At 68.5% G+C, this 16,127-nt stretch carries 17 protein-coding genes; 5 read left to right on the top strand and 12 right to left on the bottom strand.

The features are described 5' to 3' along the window. Positions 1 to 71 precede the first annotated feature (71 nt). Together DQ244_RS00775 and DQ244_RS00770 are read right to left on the bottom strand one after the other, a co-directional pair. Positions 72 to 749: a class I SAM-dependent methyltransferase gene (locus DQ244_RS00775; protein WP_113809588.1), complete on the bottom strand. Its 678-nt coding sequence runs from the start codon at positions 747 to 749 to the stop codon at positions 72 to 74. 200 nt (positions 750 to 949) lie between these two features. Next, entirely contained in the window at positions 950 to 2,269 is a 1,320-nt protein-coding gene (locus DQ244_RS00770; protein WP_113810563.1) for a UDP-glucose/GDP-mannose dehydrogenase family protein, read from the bottom strand. Positions 2,270 to 2,496: 227 nt separating this feature from the next. On the opposite strand from DQ244_RS00770, the gene DQ244_RS00765 reads away from it, so the two are divergent. From DQ244_RS00765 to DQ244_RS20025, 3 genes are all read left to right on the top strand, one after another. Beyond that, positions 2,497 to 2,697, top strand: a complete 201-nt coding sequence (locus DQ244_RS00765) for a hypothetical protein (RefSeq protein ID WP_147251435.1) — start codon at positions 2,497 to 2,499, stop codon at positions 2,695 to 2,697. Positions 2,698 to 3,040: 343 nt separating this feature from the next. Next, positions 3,041 to 3,997: an LCP family protein gene (locus DQ244_RS00760; RefSeq protein ID WP_233491087.1), complete on the top strand. Its 957-nt coding sequence runs from the start codon at positions 3,041 to 3,043 to the stop codon at positions 3,995 to 3,997. A 116-nt stretch (positions 3,998 to 4,113) separates the two neighbouring features. Beyond that, on the top strand, positions 4,114 to 4,239 hold the full coding sequence (locus tag DQ244_RS20025) for a hypothetical protein (RefSeq protein WP_255411575.1): 126 nt from the start codon (positions 4,114 to 4,116) through the stop codon (positions 4,237 to 4,239). Here DQ244_RS20025 and DQ244_RS00755 read toward each other — a convergent pair. Both DQ244_RS00755 and DQ244_RS00750 read right to left on the bottom strand, forming a co-directional pair. Continuing rightward, entirely contained in the window at positions 4,233 to 5,615 is a 1,383-nt protein-coding gene (locus DQ244_RS00755) for a sugar transferase (RefSeq protein WP_233491086.1), read from the bottom strand. The two genes, DQ244_RS20025 and DQ244_RS00755, sit on opposite strands and share 7 nt — an antisense overlap. A 320-nt stretch (positions 5,616 to 5,935) precedes the next feature. After that, positions 5,936 to 7,654: an ABC transporter ATP-binding protein gene (locus DQ244_RS00750; protein WP_233491085.1), complete on the bottom strand. Its 1,719-nt coding sequence runs from the start codon at positions 7,652 to 7,654 to the stop codon at positions 5,936 to 5,938. A 109-nt stretch (positions 7,655 to 7,763) separates the two neighbouring features. On the opposite strand from DQ244_RS00750, the gene DQ244_RS00745 reads away from it, so the two are divergent. Together DQ244_RS00745 and DQ244_RS00740 are read left to right on the top strand one after the other, a co-directional pair. Next, positions 7,764 to 8,324: a response regulator transcription factor gene (locus tag DQ244_RS00745; protein ID WP_113809583.1), complete on the top strand. Its 561-nt coding sequence runs from the start codon at positions 7,764 to 7,766 to the stop codon at positions 8,322 to 8,324. Between the two features lie 50 nt (positions 8,325 to 8,374). Next, complete coding sequence (locus tag DQ244_RS00740) at positions 8,375 to 8,989, top strand: response regulator transcription factor (protein ID WP_158544436.1); 615 nt, start codon at positions 8,375 to 8,377, stop codon at positions 8,987 to 8,989. 70 nt (positions 8,990 to 9,059) lie between these two features. Here the strand turns inward: DQ244_RS00740 and DQ244_RS19245 are convergent, their stop codons facing one another. From DQ244_RS19245 to DQ244_RS00700, 8 genes are all read right to left on the bottom strand, one after another. Further along, positions 9,060 to 9,230, bottom strand: coding sequence for a hypothetical protein (locus DQ244_RS19245; RefSeq protein ID WP_158544435.1), 171 nt, complete (start codon positions 9,228 to 9,230; stop codon positions 9,060 to 9,062). Between the two features lie 927 nt (positions 9,231 to 10,157). Further along, positions 10,158 to 11,405, bottom strand: a complete 1,248-nt coding sequence (locus tag DQ244_RS00730; protein WP_113809580.1) for an asparagine synthase-related protein — start codon at positions 11,403 to 11,405, stop codon at positions 10,158 to 10,160. Next, positions 11,333 to 11,653, bottom strand: coding sequence for a lasso peptide biosynthesis B2 protein (locus DQ244_RS00725; RefSeq protein ID WP_233491204.1), 321 nt, complete (start codon positions 11,651 to 11,653; stop codon positions 11,333 to 11,335). The genes DQ244_RS00730 and DQ244_RS00725 overlap by 73 nt, the downstream gene beginning before the upstream one ends. 104 nt (positions 11,654 to 11,757) lie before the next feature. Next, complete coding sequence (locus DQ244_RS00720; protein ID WP_233491084.1) at positions 11,758 to 12,036, bottom strand: PqqD family protein; 279 nt, start codon at positions 12,034 to 12,036, stop codon at positions 11,758 to 11,760. After that, the gene (locus tag DQ244_RS00715) at positions 12,029 to 12,742 is read right to left on the bottom strand and encodes a hypothetical protein (RefSeq protein ID WP_113809578.1); all 714 of its coding nucleotides are present in this window, start codon (positions 12,740 to 12,742) and stop codon (positions 12,029 to 12,031) included. Before DQ244_RS00715 ends, DQ244_RS00720 begins: the two co-directional genes overlap by 8 nt. A 98-nt stretch (positions 12,743 to 12,840) precedes the next feature. Next, positions 12,841 to 14,049, bottom strand: coding sequence for a nucleotidyltransferase family protein (locus DQ244_RS00710; protein WP_113809577.1), 1,209 nt, complete (start codon positions 14,047 to 14,049; stop codon positions 12,841 to 12,843). Between the two features lie 123 nt (positions 14,050 to 14,172). Further along, complete coding sequence (locus tag DQ244_RS00705; RefSeq protein ID WP_147251434.1) at positions 14,173 to 15,129, bottom strand: glycosyltransferase family 2 protein; 957 nt, start codon at positions 15,127 to 15,129, stop codon at positions 14,173 to 14,175. Continuing rightward, entirely contained in the window at positions 15,126 to 15,974 is an 849-nt protein-coding gene (locus tag DQ244_RS00700; RefSeq protein WP_158544431.1) for a glycosyltransferase family 2 protein, read from the bottom strand. The genes DQ244_RS00705 and DQ244_RS00700 overlap by 4 nt, the downstream gene beginning before the upstream one ends. Between the last annotated feature and the right edge of the window lie 153 nt (positions 15,975 to 16,127).

Raw genomic sequence — 16,127 nt, 5'->3', positions numbered from 1 at the left:
TGCGGCGGGACTACGAAGGAGCCCGTGGTCAGCGGCCTTGCCCGAACCGCCCAGCTGGAAAATGCCCGGCGTCAGGGCTTCGCGAGTCGCACCCGGTAGTTCTTGCACATCCCTGCGTCGGTCACCCGCTCCGCGAGCTCACGACGCGCGAAGACGCGGGCCATAGCGGCGAACGCGACCGCCTCAGCTGACCGCCCTTTTGTCCGCATCGCCGTGCTGGCCGTCTGCAACTGATAGGCCAGAGTCCCCCAATAGCCCTCGAGCCAGTCGATGTCGACGACCTTGAAGCCGGCTTTCTCCGCGAGGTGCCGCCAAGCGAACTGGGTGTACCGGAAAAAGTCGTACGGCTGCTCATGCTCTTGGTAGAAGAGAGGGGCGGACAGCCACGCCTCCCCGCCCGCCTTTAGCACCCGGTTGAACTCACGCAGCACCGCGAGCGGGTCCGGCATGTGCTCGAGGACCTGGGAGGAGAACACGAGGTCGTAGGTGCCGTCCGGCACGGGAAGTGACGCGAGATCGCACACGTAGTCCAAGTGCGCATACTCTTTGTCGATCTCGCCGAAGTCCGCCGTCTCGTAACGAACGTGCGCAAACAAGTCGCGGTAGGGCGCGTCCCCGGCGCCCGCGTCGAGAACCCGGAAGTCCGGCCCGGCCCCCAACTGGGCAGCTTCTTCCGCCCAAGCACGCAGCCGCAGCCTGGATGTGTTGGGCGGTGCCGCGAGCAGCCGCCTCTTCACGTTGGCGAGCATCGGAACCCCCGTCACCTCGTAGACGGGAGCACCCTCACCGAGACAGCCGTGATCCGCAAGGCTTTCTTCACTCTCTTTGCCCAGCGTGCGCAGCTCGCTTCTTATGCCCGAGGAGGGAACTGCGCAAGCCAACGTCGCAGCTGTAGCAGGACCAGCCGCTACGCACCTGAGGCGGCCCAACTACCACCCCTGCCGCGAAGTCACCCCGCGCGGCGGCCCAACGCCCGGTAGCTCCAACCGGCATCGGTCCACGCGGTGCGGCTGAGCGCGTTGCGCCCGTCGAGCACCCGCTTCTGGCGGACGACCTTGCCGAAGGCCACCGGGTCGAGCTCCCGGTACTGCTGCCACTCGGTGAGCACGAGCACGGCGTCGGCACCCTGCGCCGCCTCCTCGGCGGTGTCGGCGTAGTCGAGCTGGGGCCAGAGCCGCCGGCTGTTCTCGACGGCTGCCGGGTCGGTGACCCGCACGACCGCGCCCTGCAGCTGGAGCTGCGCGGCGACGTTCAGCGCAGGGCTGTCGCGGATGTCGTCGCTGTTGGGCTTGAAGGCCGCGCCGAGGACGGCGACCCGCTTGCCGAGCAGCGAGCCGTCGCAGACCTCGCGTGCCAGCTCGACCATGCGGATCCGCCGGCGCATGTTGATGTTGTCGACCTCGCGCAGGAACGTCAGCGCCTGGTCGGCCCCGAGCTCACCGGCGCGCGCCATGAAGGCACGTATGTCCTTGGGGAGGCAGCCGCCACCGAAGCCGAGCCCGGCGTTGAGGAACTTGCGACCGATCCGGTCGTCGTAGCCGATGGCATCGGCGAGGAGCTTGACGTCTGCACCCGTGGCCTCGCAGAGCTCGGCCATGGCGTTGATGAAGGAGATCTTCGTGGCGAGGAAGGAGTTTGCCGCGGTCTTCACCATCTCGGCGGTGGCGTAGTCGCTCTCCACCTTCGGCGTGCCGCGCTCGACGATGCTCGAGTAGACCTCGTCGAGGAGCGCGCGGGCGGTGTCGCCGTCCTGCCCCGGCGGGAGGCCGTAGACGAGGCGGTCGGGGTGCAGGGTGTCCTGGACCGCGAAGCCCTCCCGCAGGAACTCCGGGTTCCACGCCAGCAGCGCACCGGGGACCTTGCCGCTCACGAGCTCGGCCAGGCGGGCCGCCGTGCCGACGGGCACGGTGGACTTGCCCACGACCAGCTCGCCGGGTGCGATGACGTCGACGAGCGACTCGGTGGCGGCCTCGACGTACCGGAGGTCGGCGGCGTACTCGCTGCGCTTCTGCGGGGTCCCCACGCAGAGGAAGTGGATCTGCGCGCCCTTCGCGTCGGCGAAGTCCGAGGAGAAGCGGAGCCGGCCGGACGCCAGGGTCCGGGCCAGCAGCTCCTCGAAGTCCGGCTCGTAGAACGGGGTGCGGGCGTTCGACAGCGACTCGATCTTCTGCTGGTCGACGTCGATCCCGACGACGTCGTGGCCCAGCTCGGCCATCGAGGCGGCGTGGACCGCGCCGAGGTAGCCGCAACCGATGACCGAGATCTTCACGAGCACTCCGTTCTCCGGACAGCAGCGAGGACGGCGCCCCCGCTGGCGAAGCCGACCGTAAGGCCTGGGCGTGACCGAGGACCAGTGCCAACTCCCGCATCGGGGTGACACGCGACGCGCCGCTGTCAGCGCGATCTGCTGCGAAGCCGTCGTTTGCGGTGTCCTCGCGTGGGCAACAGGGTGAACGACCAGTGACGCACGACTACTCGTACGCCCGGGGAACGCACATGACGTGGTTGGCCATCAGCGGACTCGTGTGGGTGGCGCTCGCCCTGGGCCTGGCCGTGGTCATGGGGCGAGGGATCCGTCAGGCGGACCAGCGCGAGCACGTGGCCACCTGGACGGCAGAGGTCGACGCCTACGTGCGAGCGGCCGGGCAGCGGCCGCTGGCAACCGCTGCGCCGTCGCCCCGCCGCCCCAGCAGCTGACACGCACCGTCCGGTCCTCCCGGACGGCATCCGGCTACTGCCGGGCACACGCTCCTGACCTGCTGTGATGCCTCCCGGTAGCCGCACCCCCATGGGGTGACGACGCCTCCCCCGGTCCCGCGACCCTCCGTACCGTCGGCGCATGCACCACTGAGCGGACGAGGAGAACCCCATGGCCGGCGATGACATCTCGCCCTTGAGCGCATCGCCGTCATCGGGCGCCGCCATTCGGGTCGTCGCTCCCGATGACGAAGCGACCCCCTCCGAGACCCCACCCGTCGAGACCGCGCCACATCGCAGCCGCGGCCGGAAGGTCCTGTACGCCCTGGGCGCGCTCCTCCTGGTGCTCGTGCTCCTGGTGGGCGGCGGCCTGTGGTACCTCGCCGACCGGTACGGCGGCAACATCGACCGCGTGCCCGACGTCTTCGCCGGGCTCGACGAGGACGCACGGCCGGCACCGGCCACCGCCGCCGAGGCGGCCGCGGCCGAACCCGTGACGTTCCTGCTGGTCGGCTCGGACAGCCGGGTGTCCGCCGATGAGGGCGAAGACCCCGGCGGCCGCTCCGACGCGATCATGCTGGCCCGTGTATCCGGCGACAGGCAGCACGCCCAGGTCATCTCCATCCCGCGCGACTCGTGGGTCGACATCCCCGGCCGCGGCATGAACAAGATCAACGCCGCCTACGCCTTCGGCGGCCCGACGCTGCTGATCCAGACCGTCGAGCAGCTGACGCAGGTGCGCATCGACCACTACGTGGCGATCGACTTCGAAGGGCTCATCCAGGTGACCGACGACCTCGGCGGCGTCGACGTCGTGGTCGCCGAGACGACGGAATGGGGTCCGTACACGTTCCCGGCCGGGACCAACCACCTCAACGGCGACCAGGCCCGCTGGTACCTGGGTCAGCGCTACGGCCTGCCCGGAGGCGACTTCGACCGCGTCCGCCGGCAGCAGCAGTACCTGCAGTCGATGTTCGGGAAGCTGTTCAGCACCAACACGTTCACCGACCCGGGCCGGCTCGACGCCGCGCTCCTCGCGGTCACCAGCGCGGTGTCCGTCGACGACACCCTGAGCAACGGCGACCTCCTGTCGCTCGCCTACTCCGCGCGCGGGGTGCAGCCCGACCGGATCGAGTTCTTCACGGCGCCCGTCCTGGGCACCGGGATGGAAGGTCCCGCCAGCGTCGTCTACCTGGACCGGACCGCCGCCGACCGGATGTGGTCCTACCTGCGCAGCGACTCGCTGGGGCAGAACGCGGAGGAGTTCGCCGAGGACGCCCTCCCGGACGTCCCGCGCTGAGCCGGCGGCGGGACCGGAGTCGAGCCGGGGCGCACCACCGGGCTCACCCGTCACAGATGAGCGCGGGACCCGGCGAGCCTGACCCGCGACACCGCGGACGCGACCAAGCTGCGGGCGTGTCCTTCCTCCTGGCGTCGACCTGGCTGGCCCTCCACGTCTGGGTGACCGAGCACGCCGCGCTGCTGGCGACCGTCCTCGTCGCAGGCGTGACCTTCCGCCCGCGGGTTCGCCAGCTTCAGTAGGCGCCAGATCCGCGGAGGACCGCACCGACGGTCTTCCACAGGATCATGAAGTCGAACGTCAGCGACCAGTTCTCGACGTAGCGCACGTCGATGCGCACCGAGTCGTCCCAGGACAGGTCCGAGCGACCGCTGACCTGCCAAAGGCCGGTGAGGCCCGGCTTCACCAGGAACCGCCGGTGCATGTCGAAGCCGTACCGCTCCACCTCGCTGGGCAGCGGGGGACGCGGGCCGACGAGGGACATGTCGCCGCGCAGCACGTTGAACAGCTGCGGCAGCTCGTCGAGCGAGTAGCGGCGGATGACCCGGCCGATCCGCGTGACCCGCGGGTCGCTCTTGTGCTTGAACAGCACCTCGTTGCCGTCGCTCTGCGCCGCCAGCGCGTCGACCATCCGGTCGGCGCCGACGACCATGCTGCGGAACTTGAGCATCGAGAAGGTGCGGCCGCCGCGGCCCACCCGCTCCTGCCGGAAGAAGACCGGGCCGGAGCTCGTCAGCTTGATCGCCAGGGCCAGGCCGAGGAGGACCGGGAGCAGGAAGAGGACGCCGAGCCCTGCGGCCGTCCGGTCGAACGCGACCTTGGTGAGCCGGCGGACGCCCTTGAGCTCCGGCCGCTCCATGTGCAGCAGCGGCAGCCCGCACACCGGCCGGATGCGCACCCGCGGCCCGACGATCTCGGTCACCGCCGGCGCCAGGAGGAGCTCGGCCCGCGTCTTCTCCAGCTCCCAGCCCAGCCGCCGCAGCGCGGGACCGTCGAGCTCGGGGCAGGGCAGGACGGCGACGGTGTCCACCTCGTAGCGGGCCACGACGTCGGCGACTTCGGTCAGACCACCGAGCACGGGCAGGCCGTTGAACGCGTCGGCGCCCGGGTTCTGCTGGTCGGTCGGGAGGCAGACACCGACGACGCGGTAGCCGTGGTACTTCTCCCGGTCCATCTGCTCGTCCAGGGCGGCAACCGCGTTGCGGTGGCCGACCAGCAGCGTCGTCTGCTGATAGCGACCCTGACCACGCTCGCGGTGCAGCCGCTGCCGGTTCCCGTACCGCAGGGCGAGGGTGAGCACCGTGGCCAGCGGCAGGGTGATGACGACGAAGCCCCGCGCCACCTCCAGCTGCAGCGCCCAGGACAGCGTGCCCACGCCGGCCAGGAGCATCACGGCGGCGAAGAAGACGCGCCGGAACTCGTCCGGCCCGACCCAGAGGAACCGCTCCTCGTAGCTGCGGGCCACGAGCATCGAGGCCACCCAGACCAGCGGGAGGAGCAGGACCGCCCACAGGTAGATGCTCTCGCTCGCGCTCCGCTCGGAGCCGAACCGGGCCAGGTAGCCGAAGGCCCCGGCCAGGGCCGCGGCGAGCGCGTCACCCAGCGCGATGCGGCGCACGTACTGCCCCCGCCAGGCCCGCCGCGCCAGCGTGCCTTCCCCGCGGAAGCGCGAGGCGTAGGTGGACCACCCGCGGCCGACCGCCCGCCCGTCGCCGCGGACCGAGCCCTCGCGGACCTCACTGATCGAAATAGCGCACCCCCGTGCCGCCCCCGTGACACGAACCTGCAGCTCCGAGCGTGTGCAGCTCCGGAACTTCAGCGTTCAATGACGCGCAACGTACAGGCATGACCAGGGCATACGGAACCCCCGCAACAACTGCTGTGACGAGAGACATGCGGACTCCGCACGCCTTCACACTGTGCGTCTTGGCGACGCCTCTACGGTGACGATTCCGGCGTCATGTAGGCCTCCGCCTGAAGGACGTACAGCTCCGCGTAGCGACCGCCGGCAGCCATGAGTTCCTGGTGCGTCCCTCGCTCGACCACCCGGCCGGCGTGCATCACGTAGATGAGGTCCGCCAGCCTCACGCTCGAGTACCGGTGCGAGATGAGCACCGCCGCGCGCCCGTCGAGCACACCACGGACATCGGCGAACAATTCGTGCTCTGCTCGCGGGTCCAGCGCCGCACTCGGCTCGTCGAGCACGACCAACGAGCGGTCGCGGTAGAGCGCACGGGCGAGCGCCAGGCGCTGCCACTGCCCGCCGGAGAGGTCGGCGCCTTCCTCCAGCTCGATCCCCAGCACCGTGTCGAAGCCGTGCGGGAGCCGCTCCACCGCGTCAGTGATACCTATGCGGGCGACCGTGCCCTCGACCCTGGCCCTGTCGAGCGGCACGGAAGTGTCGGAGATGGCGACGTTGTCCACGACGCTCATCTGGTACCTCAGGAAGTCCTGGAAGAGGACGCTGCTGCTCGCTCTCCGGTCATCGCCCTTCAGCTCTGTCCCGTCCCACAGGAGATGACCAGAATCCGGCTCGTAGAGGCCCGCCATGATTTTGGCGAGCGTGGTCTTGCCAGAGCCGTTCTCGCCGACGAGCGCCACGACCTGCCCCTTGGGCACGACGACGCTCACTCCCTCCAGCGCCGGCCGCTCCTGCCCCGGGTACGAGAAGGACACGTCCTCGACGAGGAGTGCAGCCGACAGGTCGTGCCGCTGCCCGATGCTGCGGCCCGGCGGGTAGTCCTGGTGGAACTCCGCGAGATCCACCAGGAACGGCGATGCCTCCATGAGCGAGCCGAACGAGCGGAACACCGTGCTCAGCTGGCCCCCCAGGATCCGGGCGGCGATGGCAGCAGCGCCCGCGTCGGGAAGGCTCAAGCGGCCCGCGGCCGTGAGCCAGACGACCACCGCCAGTGCGCCTCCCAGAGTGAGCGCCGAGGCGAGGAGGCCAGCGAGGGCGTACCGCCGACGTGTAACGACGTGCCCTGTCAGCATCCCGAGGTATCTATCGTCCTCCTGCGCATGCCGCCGCAGGAGTTCCCTCGTCGCATCGAAAGCACGCAGCTCGGCGGCAGTGGCGCGGTGGCTCAGCAGCAGTTTCAGATACCCCCGGCGTTGAGCAAGGACCGTCACACGGCGGGCGAATCCGAACTCGAGCGCGCTGGTGCGGCGAGCGAGGAGAATTGTCGGAATCCCCCCGAGCAGCAGCACCGGGAGCATCAGCGGTGCGATGGCCACCAAGGCGCCACCCATGGCGATAACGCCGATGGCGCTGCCCCCCAGCCCCAGCAGGCCGGACACCACGGCGGCCGGGCGGCTGAGGGCATTGGAGCGAACCCGCTCCAGCCGGTTGAGAAACGCATGAGACTCGTACGTGACCAGATCGGCCGAGGCACAGGCATCCAGCAAGCGCCGCCAGATGTCCTGCATGACGCGTTCTCCGAGCACTCGCTGTTGCAGCGAAAGCAGGACGGGAACGGCCGCCGACACCGCGGTGGTCACGGCGAGCAGCGCGAGCGGAAGTGCGAGGGCGGTTACCGGAGCTCGCTCGACGAGCACCGTCGTCAGGGCGAGGTGGCTGGCCAGTACCAGCCCGAGAGAGGAGAACGCACCGAGGACGGTCAGAAGTGCTGCGGCTGACGTCCCTCGACGATCCACGGTGAAGACAGTTGCAAAGGCACTCAGGAGGGGGAATTTCGCCGCGGATTGCCGACTTCGGGAGGGCGGCATAGGTCGGGACTATAGGGCTTTCGCCTAGCCTGCCGTCATGCGGCCCGAGTCCCCATCAGCGGTTTCGACCGTGCTCCGGGTCGGAGTCGTGGACCGACGGGTCATCGTCAGAGACCAGTTGCAGAAGGCGCTTTCGGCCGACAGCCGGCTCGCAGTCATGGGCAGCTTCGCCGACTGGCGGGCAGCGATCGGCCGCCGTCTCGAGGTGGATCTGTGGGTTACCTCCGAGCCGGATGGCGGCGGAACCCAGCCCCGCTTCAGCGCAGAGAGTTACGACCTTGGCGAAGTGGACGTTCTCTGCAACGCCGTCCACGCAGCGACCGGCACACGAGAAATGGCACACGGCGAGGCAGAGAAGGTCCGGCGACTGCTGTCGCCGCACGAGTACGCAGTCCTCGAGTCCACGGCCGCCGGCCTCTCCGCAACGCAGACCGCGCAGAGGCTGGGTGTGTCCGTGCGCTCGGTGGAGACCGCACGTCGACGGGCGATGGAGAAACTGGGCGCAACCTCCGGTCCGGAGGCGGTGCGAGTCGCTCACGAGATCCGCGGCAGCGGAGCTCTCGTCAGCCGGGGAGCGCAGCCCGAGGGGGGTCGATGACGGCTCCGCCCTCCGGGCAGGGACCACCGCGCCCACAGAACAGCCTCGCCGTGGTCGTCGCGGGTGGATCGCCGCTGGTCCGCTCGGCCCTCCGGGCATCGCTGCAGGCGTCCGCCGAGGGTGCGGCGACCATCTCGGACGTCGACAGCGCGGAGAAGCTGCTGAGCATGTGCAGCCGTCAGCCGCACGTGGTGCTGTCAGCCTTGGAAATCGGCGGGACGCCTTTGGTGGCCGTCCTTCCACAACTGCTGCTCGCGAGCGCACGAGTCGTGGTCGTGAGCAGTCAGGAATCCGTTTCCTTGCTGCCCGAGCTACTCCTCCGAGGAGCAACGGGCTTCCTGTCGTTGGAGGCATCTGGCCCGCAGCAGCTGTGGGACGCCGTGCGCGACGCGGCATCCGGTGGTGCGACGCTGCACCCGGCAGTTGCGATGCTCGTTCTGGAGCAATGGAGGGCGACCCGGAGCCAGCAGCAACCTCAGCTGACGGCAAAGGAGATGGAGGTGCTGCGGGCCATGATGACTGGGGCACCGGCGAAGGCCATCGCGCGCGATCTCGGGCTTTCCGTGAAGACCATCGAGACGCACCGCTCGAAGATTTTCACGAAGCTGGGCGTCCGCAGTCATGCTCAGGCCGTACAGAAGGCCTTCGAGCTGGGGCTCGCTTGATCCGGGCACTGCCCCGCCGAACACTCCGCCGTTGCCTGCCAAAAGGCGACGGCAACGGCGGAGCGTGCAGTCAGCTGATCGGGTAGCCGTTCTCGTTCGGGTCGTCGCCGAGCGTGATGGTCCCGACGCCGGGGATGGTGTAGCTCACCCCGTCGTTGGCGCCACCAGCCTTGGGAATCTGCAGCGTCATGTCGTGCAGAGAACCGATCGTGGTGATCGACGGCGCTTCGTAGTTCTCCATCGGGCACTCCCCGTTACTAGTAGGTGAGGTGACGTTAGATTGCTGACGACCGAAACACACCGGGCAACTTCCCCTAGGGTTTGCTCCCCACACGGAGGGCCGAGACGTGCCGACGGGGTGCTATGGATTTGCCACACCCGATCTGGTTGAGGTGCCAGGACTACTTCGACAGGTGGCCGACTCGTCCCCTGTTCTACGGATGACTCAGCAGCGCGGGGCATCGGTCGTGCTGCAAGACACGCTGACCGACGAGCAGACCAGCTACCCGTTGCCTCAGGCGCTCGGCGATGTGCACGTAGACCGCGCGACGCTTACGGCTCGCTTCACCAGCCCTACCCCCTTGCCCCACGACCATCTTGTCCATCCCCACATGGCCCGAGTGGCGGCCGTCGCCGCCCGCTGGTTGGGCTGGCAGGCCCTACACGCGGGTGCGTTCGAGTACGCCGGAGGAGCTTGGGGGGTGCTCGGAGAGCGCAACGCAGGCAAGAGCTCACTCATGGCGCAGTTGCACGTCCTAGGACTCCCGATCATCACAGACGACGTCGCAGTAGTGCAGGAAGGGATGGTTGTCCCCGGTCCAGGAATCGTCGACCTCCGTGAAGGCGCGGCGCAGCATTTCGGCCTGGGGGTGCCCTTGGGCGTAGTCGGCCGGCGGGCCCGCTGGCGCGTCCCTGTTCCGCCGGCTGGACCAGCCCCCCTCAGAGGCTGGATCCTGCCGACATGGGGCGAACCAGCCATCACCGCTCTACCGCTGCGCATGCGCGTCCCGCTGCTCGCCGCCAATCGGGCAGTTCCCCTGCCGCCCGTCGCGCCAGCCGATTTCTTCGCCCTGGCCGGCGTGCCGGTCATCGTCTGGAGCCGCCCACGGGAGTGGCCTCGGATGGAGGCCTCGACCCGCGACTTGCTGAGCGAGCTAGCAGCCGGAACCTACTGAGGTCCGACTGTTGCCGCCCAGGCTGCTTGGAACACCGGGTAGCTTCGCGCGTCCGGGTCCGGGGATCGCCACATCTTCATCAGCGCCCGTACGTTCACGAGCGACGGGTCCACACCGGACCCGTCCCACTGCGCAGCGAACTCGCGAGTCTCGGGTCCCAGAAAGGGCGCATTGAACGAGGCCTTGCTGACCCGCACCAAAGTTGGCTCGGGAAGGACGTCAGCGAAGAGCGCCACCATGGCCTCGGCCCGGCTACGTGGGCAGTTTCGACCTCGTTCTCGTGCTGCTGCTGTGAAGAACCGGACGTCGGCGAACGGGTGCTTAATCGACGCCCCGAACCCACCCGCAAGCAGTTCCAGGCTTTCCAGCGTCTTCGTGATGTACCGCGACGCTCCCCAGTACTGGACCGCCTCGTCGTAACGCACTGGCTCCCCAACACGCATGTCTTCCCACGAGCGCTGGAGCGCCTGCTCAGCGTGCGGCTGAAGCCAAGGACTCGGAGCGCTGGGTTCCGGGCGCCGCGCCAACACCTTCCTTCTGAGGCGTCGCGGCCCGAGGGCCCCTGCGAGCTCTACCAGGTCTGCCCGCCGCGGTCGCGCCTGACGGCTCAGCACCCTGTTGAGCCGGTCCCACGTCCACCCAGAGGACATGAACTCGTCGCCACCGAACCCGGTGACCAAGGTGCCCCCGCGGGCCAGTGCCGCGATCGGCGCGTGGAACATGGTGTTCGCCGGCCAGAGAACTCCGTGCCGGCGAACAAGGTCGCGCGCCAACGGACCCAAAAGGTCCAGCTCTGTGGTCACCTCGACACGCTCCCAATCCGAGATGCCCGCCTGCGCGATGACCATTTCTTGCCAACGCGACTCTTCGGCCGTCGCCACTCCGGCGAATCTCAGGCTCACTGCGATGGGCGCGGGAAGGCCTTCTCGCCGAGCGACGGATGCCGCAACCGCTAGGACTGCCGAAGAGTCGCGTCCACCCGAGAAGCTGACCACGCACGGCGGCTGGGCTAGCGCCTCGAGGAGAACCTCCTCGAAGGCCTGCCTGGCTGTCGTCCCGGTGAGGCGCGCTCGTGGGATGCGTTGAGTGACGTCAAGTCCAAGAGCGTAGCCAGAGGCTAGCTCCAACCCGGACAGCTGCCACGGACGCCAGGGCCGCACGGCCGTGCTCACCGAGGCGCCAGGCGGTGCAGTTCGGTGTACTTGCGGGCGACGTGATCGCCGGCCTCGATGTCCAGCCATGCGTGTGCTTTGACCTCGGCGCCTTCCTTCGCGACGCCGATGATGATCTCGCAAGGCACCCCGTGGGCCGCAAGCCAAGTCTGCAGGACGAGGGACCGTTCCAAGCATGTGGGCGAGGCCCTGCGAAGCACCGCCTCGACTCCCCGACGAGCTCCCGCGGGGAGAGCCGGCGGCGGCGGGATTGTCGCCTGGATCCCGTCCCGAGCCAGCGCGCGAGAGGCCCGGCGGACGTTGGTCCACGCCCACATGGCCGCCCGCGCGCACGCGGGGTTGTAGCGGCTTACGAGCTGCTCCCGCCGGTAGGCCCGCAGTTCATCCGGGCTGTGCAACCGGGACGGATACGCGTACACCGTCATTCCTCGAGCAGCCCCCGTGTTCGAGCCTCCTGCAGGAACGCCCGCACGTCGGTTCTGGCGCGCCCCGGGTCGATGCCGTAGGTCTCGGTGAGAACCTCCACGAGGTCATCCTCTGTCGCGCCTTCGGCAAGCCGCTGCCAGAGCGCCGCACCGGCCGGATTCACCCCGAGATACTCAGAAGACCGGAGGTCGAGCGCGATGACCTCACCGTCAGCCTCGTGCCACGTCACCGCGCCCGGACGCAGCCGGATGGACTCGCCCTTTGTTTCATTCACCAGCTGCTCCCTCTGCCGCGCCCGCCCTACGGGCGACCGCCCAACCGTATCCACCAGGGGCGGTGCCCCACTCGACCAATTCGAGCTCCGCCTCTACGAGCTCTTCAACGATCTGAGAACGTGTGAAGTGATGCGCGAAGTTCGGGACGAGGGCGTCTCCGAGGAGCGGCGCGGGCCGACCAAGCAGTTGGCGAAGGCGCCGGGCCACCCGGAATGTGACGTGGAGCTGCCGTCGGTCGAGGGGCATCGTGAAGAAGGACGTCACGATCACGCCCGGACGGCCCGTTGCCGCAGCCGCCTCGCGTAGCCGCTCGACCCGGTCCTGCCTCGACGGCAGAAGCATGTACGCGCCCCACCCGAAGACCACGGCGTCGAACGAGTCCCTCTCGCATGCCCATCCATCCCGCGCCATCACGGCCACACGCCGCCCGTACCCGTCTGCCGCGGTCAGATCGGAGCCCACCGCAGCCAGCGCGTGGTATGGCTCGAACCCCCAGGCATCATGGCCGAGAGCGAGCAGGGCCAGCACTTCCCGGCCACCCCCGGCCCCCAGAACAGCGATGCGACTCCGGGGACGGACGTGGCTCTCGACGATGCGGGCTTCCCAGTCGAAGAGTCCGCGCCGGTTGTAGGCCGCACTGCGGTACATGTCTTCGCCCCGGTAGTACGCCTCGTCGAGCCGGGACAGCTGCGGCGTCGTGAGCACGCCCAACCACAGGCCACTCCAAGCACCAGGCAGAACTCGGACGAGTCGCTCGATCCGCTTTTCTCCCCAGAGGTATAGGGCGAGCCACGCCGGCGGCCTCACCTCCGTTCACCTTGAATCGCGCTGACCGCCGCCAGGAAGGCAACTCTTCCTTCCCGGCCTCCCGATTCGTAGAGCGGGGAGTCCGGATGCGCGGGATCCCAGGTGTGGTCCTCCTGTGGCCAGGTTCCGCGACGTGCACGCGCGACGATCCGTCGCCCCAGCTCCACAGCGGCAGCCCCGCTGTCGGATCGAGTGGAGCGGGCGAAGATCCGAGCCAGGGAGCCATCGGCCCCTGCTCGGAGGATCGGAGAGAGGCGGTCGACCAACCGTCCGACCGCTAGCCAGGGCCGGGACCCACCTAGGAGGTGAAGGTCAGCATCCGTGATGTTCTCCGTTCCCAGCACCGCGCGCATGCGGTGCAACATCACGGACACCGCGAGCTGAGCGTGGAGCTCAGCGCTTCGCTTGGCCAGATCCGGCCAGGTGAAGCGTCCCGAGAGGATCAACTGCTCGAGATCTTTGAGCCAGACCAGGCGATCTCCGCCGGAGCGCGCCGCATGCACGGCGGTGTGCACCACCGTGTCGAGCGGATCGAGGACGAGAGCCTCGATCCCAGCGATGGTCAACCGTTCGGCGCGTTCGAAGAACGCCTGCGCCGACATCGCGTAACTCTTCCGCGTGGCGGCATCATTGGTGAGATCCCAGTGCAGATCCACCAAAACTCCTCGCGGCGACATGACATGGAGCTCGCCGGACATCCGGCGTCTCAGGAGGAGCCAGTTCCGGTCCAGGAGTGTGTAGCCGGCACCCTCCAGCCGTGCCACCGCCTCGGAAAAGTCCTGCGGCCGGACGAGAACATCCAGGTCCCCGTAGCTCCGCAGCTCTGCGCGGCGGTAATAACCACGCGCCAGTGCCGGACCTTTCACGACGAGCCATGCGGTGCTCTCGAGCGCTGAAGCGAGGTGCCGGCATTCGTTCTCGACCTGCAAGGTCCTCAGGTGGTCTGCCCGACTCAGGAGTCGAAGACGTTGACGGATCGGCGGAAGCAGCGCATCTCCGGCACTGAGCAAGACAGCTGAGACGACTCGGTGTCGTTCCGCTAATGCAACCAAGCGGCGCTGGTCCAACCCCAGCAAAAGACGCACCGCGTCCGGCGGTGGCTGCCCCCAGTCGTGCTCACGAACGCACGCGACCAGCACCGACTCGAAGGCACGCGCATCTCCTCGCCGAGGGGGCGTGTCGTGCGGGCCATATTGGGCCGTCATCAGCGGCCATCCGAGCGCAGCCGCGCCACTCCGGGGCGGATGGCATGGAACCTTGACGCAACGCCTCTCACGGTCACGACCCTCCCGCTGCTCTGCACCCCGAAGCGGAGGCGTGATGCTAAGTCACGGGGCACGCCGGAGCGCCTTCTCGCCCTCCCACCCGTGCCGCCACTCGCGACGACGATTCCACGCTTCCGCCCAAGCGTGACCGGCGGAACGGCCCGGACGGTCGGGAAACACCCCAAGGCGTGAGGCATAGGCACGCAGAGCCACTCCAACGAGCAGCAGGCGGACACCCAAGGCTGCCCGCAGGGGCGACCACAGGGCACGCGCGTACGTGACTTTCCCCCTGTGGAGAAGCACGACTTTTCCGCCTGCCGAAGACGACCCCCCCACCTCGTGCTCCACGATTGCCGGTGCCACGAACAACGGGGCGTATCTCAGCCTCCGTGCCCGAGCGCAGAGATCGGCATCCTCTGCGTACATGAAGTAGCGCTCGTCGAAGCCGCCGAGCCGGTCCCAGGCGGCGCGGCTGACCATAAGCGCACCCCCGCTGAGCATCGGGACGTGACGGGTGGTCGCTCGATCCCAGCCTGGAATGCTCTCTGGGTCGGCCCACCGTCGGCCGGGGAAGACTGTCGACACCCCCGTGGCGAAACAGGTCAACGACCACAAGGTCATCTCCCCCTGGGCGCTACCCATCACCGTCCGGCCGTCCGGGGCAACGGTTCTGGCGCCGTACAACTTCGCGCTCGGGAAGTGATCAGCAGCCTTGAGCAGTTCCCTGACCGCTTCCGCGCGCACACGCGTGTCAGGGTTGAGGAACCAGAGGTACCGGCCATGGCTCTGGGCAGCCAACCTGTTGCATGCCGCCGCGAATCCAATATTCGCATCTCCGGCGATGACTCTCACACCCGGGAAATCGGCGACCGTCCGCAGCGTGTCATCATTCGACGCGTTGTCATACACGAGGATCTCGGCATCGACTCCCTTGAGGGCGGTCGCGAGAGAGGTCAAGCAGTCAGCGATGTACCGATCGCTGTTGTACGTCACGATCAAGACCGAGACATCCAGCGTCATGCTGCCCTCCTCTGCGCGCGAGACCACGACAGGTCCCCCCTCCGAACCCGCTGACGAGCGCGCCACCGAACCAGAAGCGTCACAGCCAGGTACAGCGGCAGACCGCTCACGGCGAGCGGATCGCGAAGCAGCGAACCAACCTGCTCGTAGGGGGAGGGCCGCTCCGACGCCTGTCTCACCCGTGCTCCCGCAGTCATGTTGCCGACGACGACTCGGGTACGGACTCCGATCAACTCGCGCAGGGTGGCAGGCGGCCAGACCTTCACTGAAGGCGTCACCGCGCGCCTCTCCCTCGCCTGAAAGAGACCGTGGACGAATCGATCATCGCCTACAACGTCGGGAAAGGTGTCGAAACGGCCGCGCCCTGCCTCGTTCAGCGCGTACACCCCGGTGCCGATTGTTTCCTGGCGCGCCCGCTGCAGCGCCTCCCACGTCCGCAGGAACCACGCGACAGGAACCGTCGAGTGCTCCAACTGAAGATCCCGGACGGGCGTCGCGATCAACGGGTGTTCGGAATCGAGGCAGGCGGCGACTGCTCGCAACGACTCCGCCGTGACCACAACGTCGGCGTCGAGGTATACGCGCGGAAAGGTGCGCAGCACCTCGTCGCCGGCGTTGAGTGCAGCTGTCTTCGACCCTGCTTCGAGCTCGATCAGCCGCACCTCCGCGCCATAGCCCTTCACCACACGGCCGGTCCCGTCCGTGCAGCCGTTCGCTACGACGACGACTTCGAACTCACCAGGTCTCGCACCGGTGAGCAGCCCGTCGAGACATCGGCCGATCACGGATTCTTCTTGGTGCGCCGGAATCAATACCGACGCCGTAGGAGTGCGGGCCGTGGACACGGCCACATTCGACCATGGCGCTCCACGGGCGAGCGTGGACCGGGCTCGCAGAACCGATGGGCACAGGGTGTGCCACCTGGTGCTGTGAAGGTTCCGCCGCCGCGGCGGAGCCACCTTGCCCATCACCTAGGGTGGGGCCACCCCCTCAGCAGG

Origin of the sequence: Blastococcus sp. TBT05-19 (assembly GCF_003319095.1) — a bacterium.
Lineage (GTDB): Bacteria > Actinomycetota > Actinomycetes > Mycobacteriales > Geodermatophilaceae > Blastococcus.
The sequence above is the reverse complement of the archived record's forward strand: the minus strand, read 5'-3'. Positions and strand labels throughout refer to the sequence as shown.

Excerpts from the sequence above, each read along its gene's own strand:
- DQ244_RS00710 (WP_113809577.1), bottom strand. The coding sequence starts at position 14,049 with ATGACGGCCCAATATGGCCCGCACGACACGCCCCCTCGGCGAGGAGAT.
- DQ244_RS00745 (WP_113809583.1), top strand. The coding sequence starts at position 7,764 with ATGCGGCCCGAGTCCCCATCAGCGGTTTCGACCGTGCTCCGGGTCGGA.
- DQ244_RS00775 (WP_113809588.1), bottom strand. The coding sequence starts at position 749 with ATGCTCGCCAACGTGAAGAGGCGGCTGCTCGCGGCACCGCCCAACACA.
- DQ244_RS00705 (WP_147251434.1), bottom strand. The coding sequence starts at position 15,129 with ATGACGCTGGATGTCTCGGTCTTGATCGTGACGTACAACAGCGATCGG.
- DQ244_RS00730 (WP_113809580.1), bottom strand. The coding sequence starts at position 11,405 with ATGGCTGGACATCGAGGCCGGCGATCACGTCGCCCGCAAGTACACCGA.
- DQ244_RS00725 (WP_233491204.1), bottom strand. The coding sequence starts at position 11,653 with ATGTGGGCGTGGACCAACGTCCGCCGGGCCTCTCGCGCGCTGGCTCGG.
- DQ244_RS19245 (WP_158544435.1), bottom strand. The coding sequence starts at position 9,230 with ATGGAGAACTACGAAGCGCCGTCGATCACCACGATCGGTTCTCTGCAC.
- DQ244_RS00765 (WP_147251435.1), top strand. The coding sequence starts at position 2,497 with ATGACGTGGTTGGCCATCAGCGGACTCGTGTGGGTGGCGCTCGCCCTG.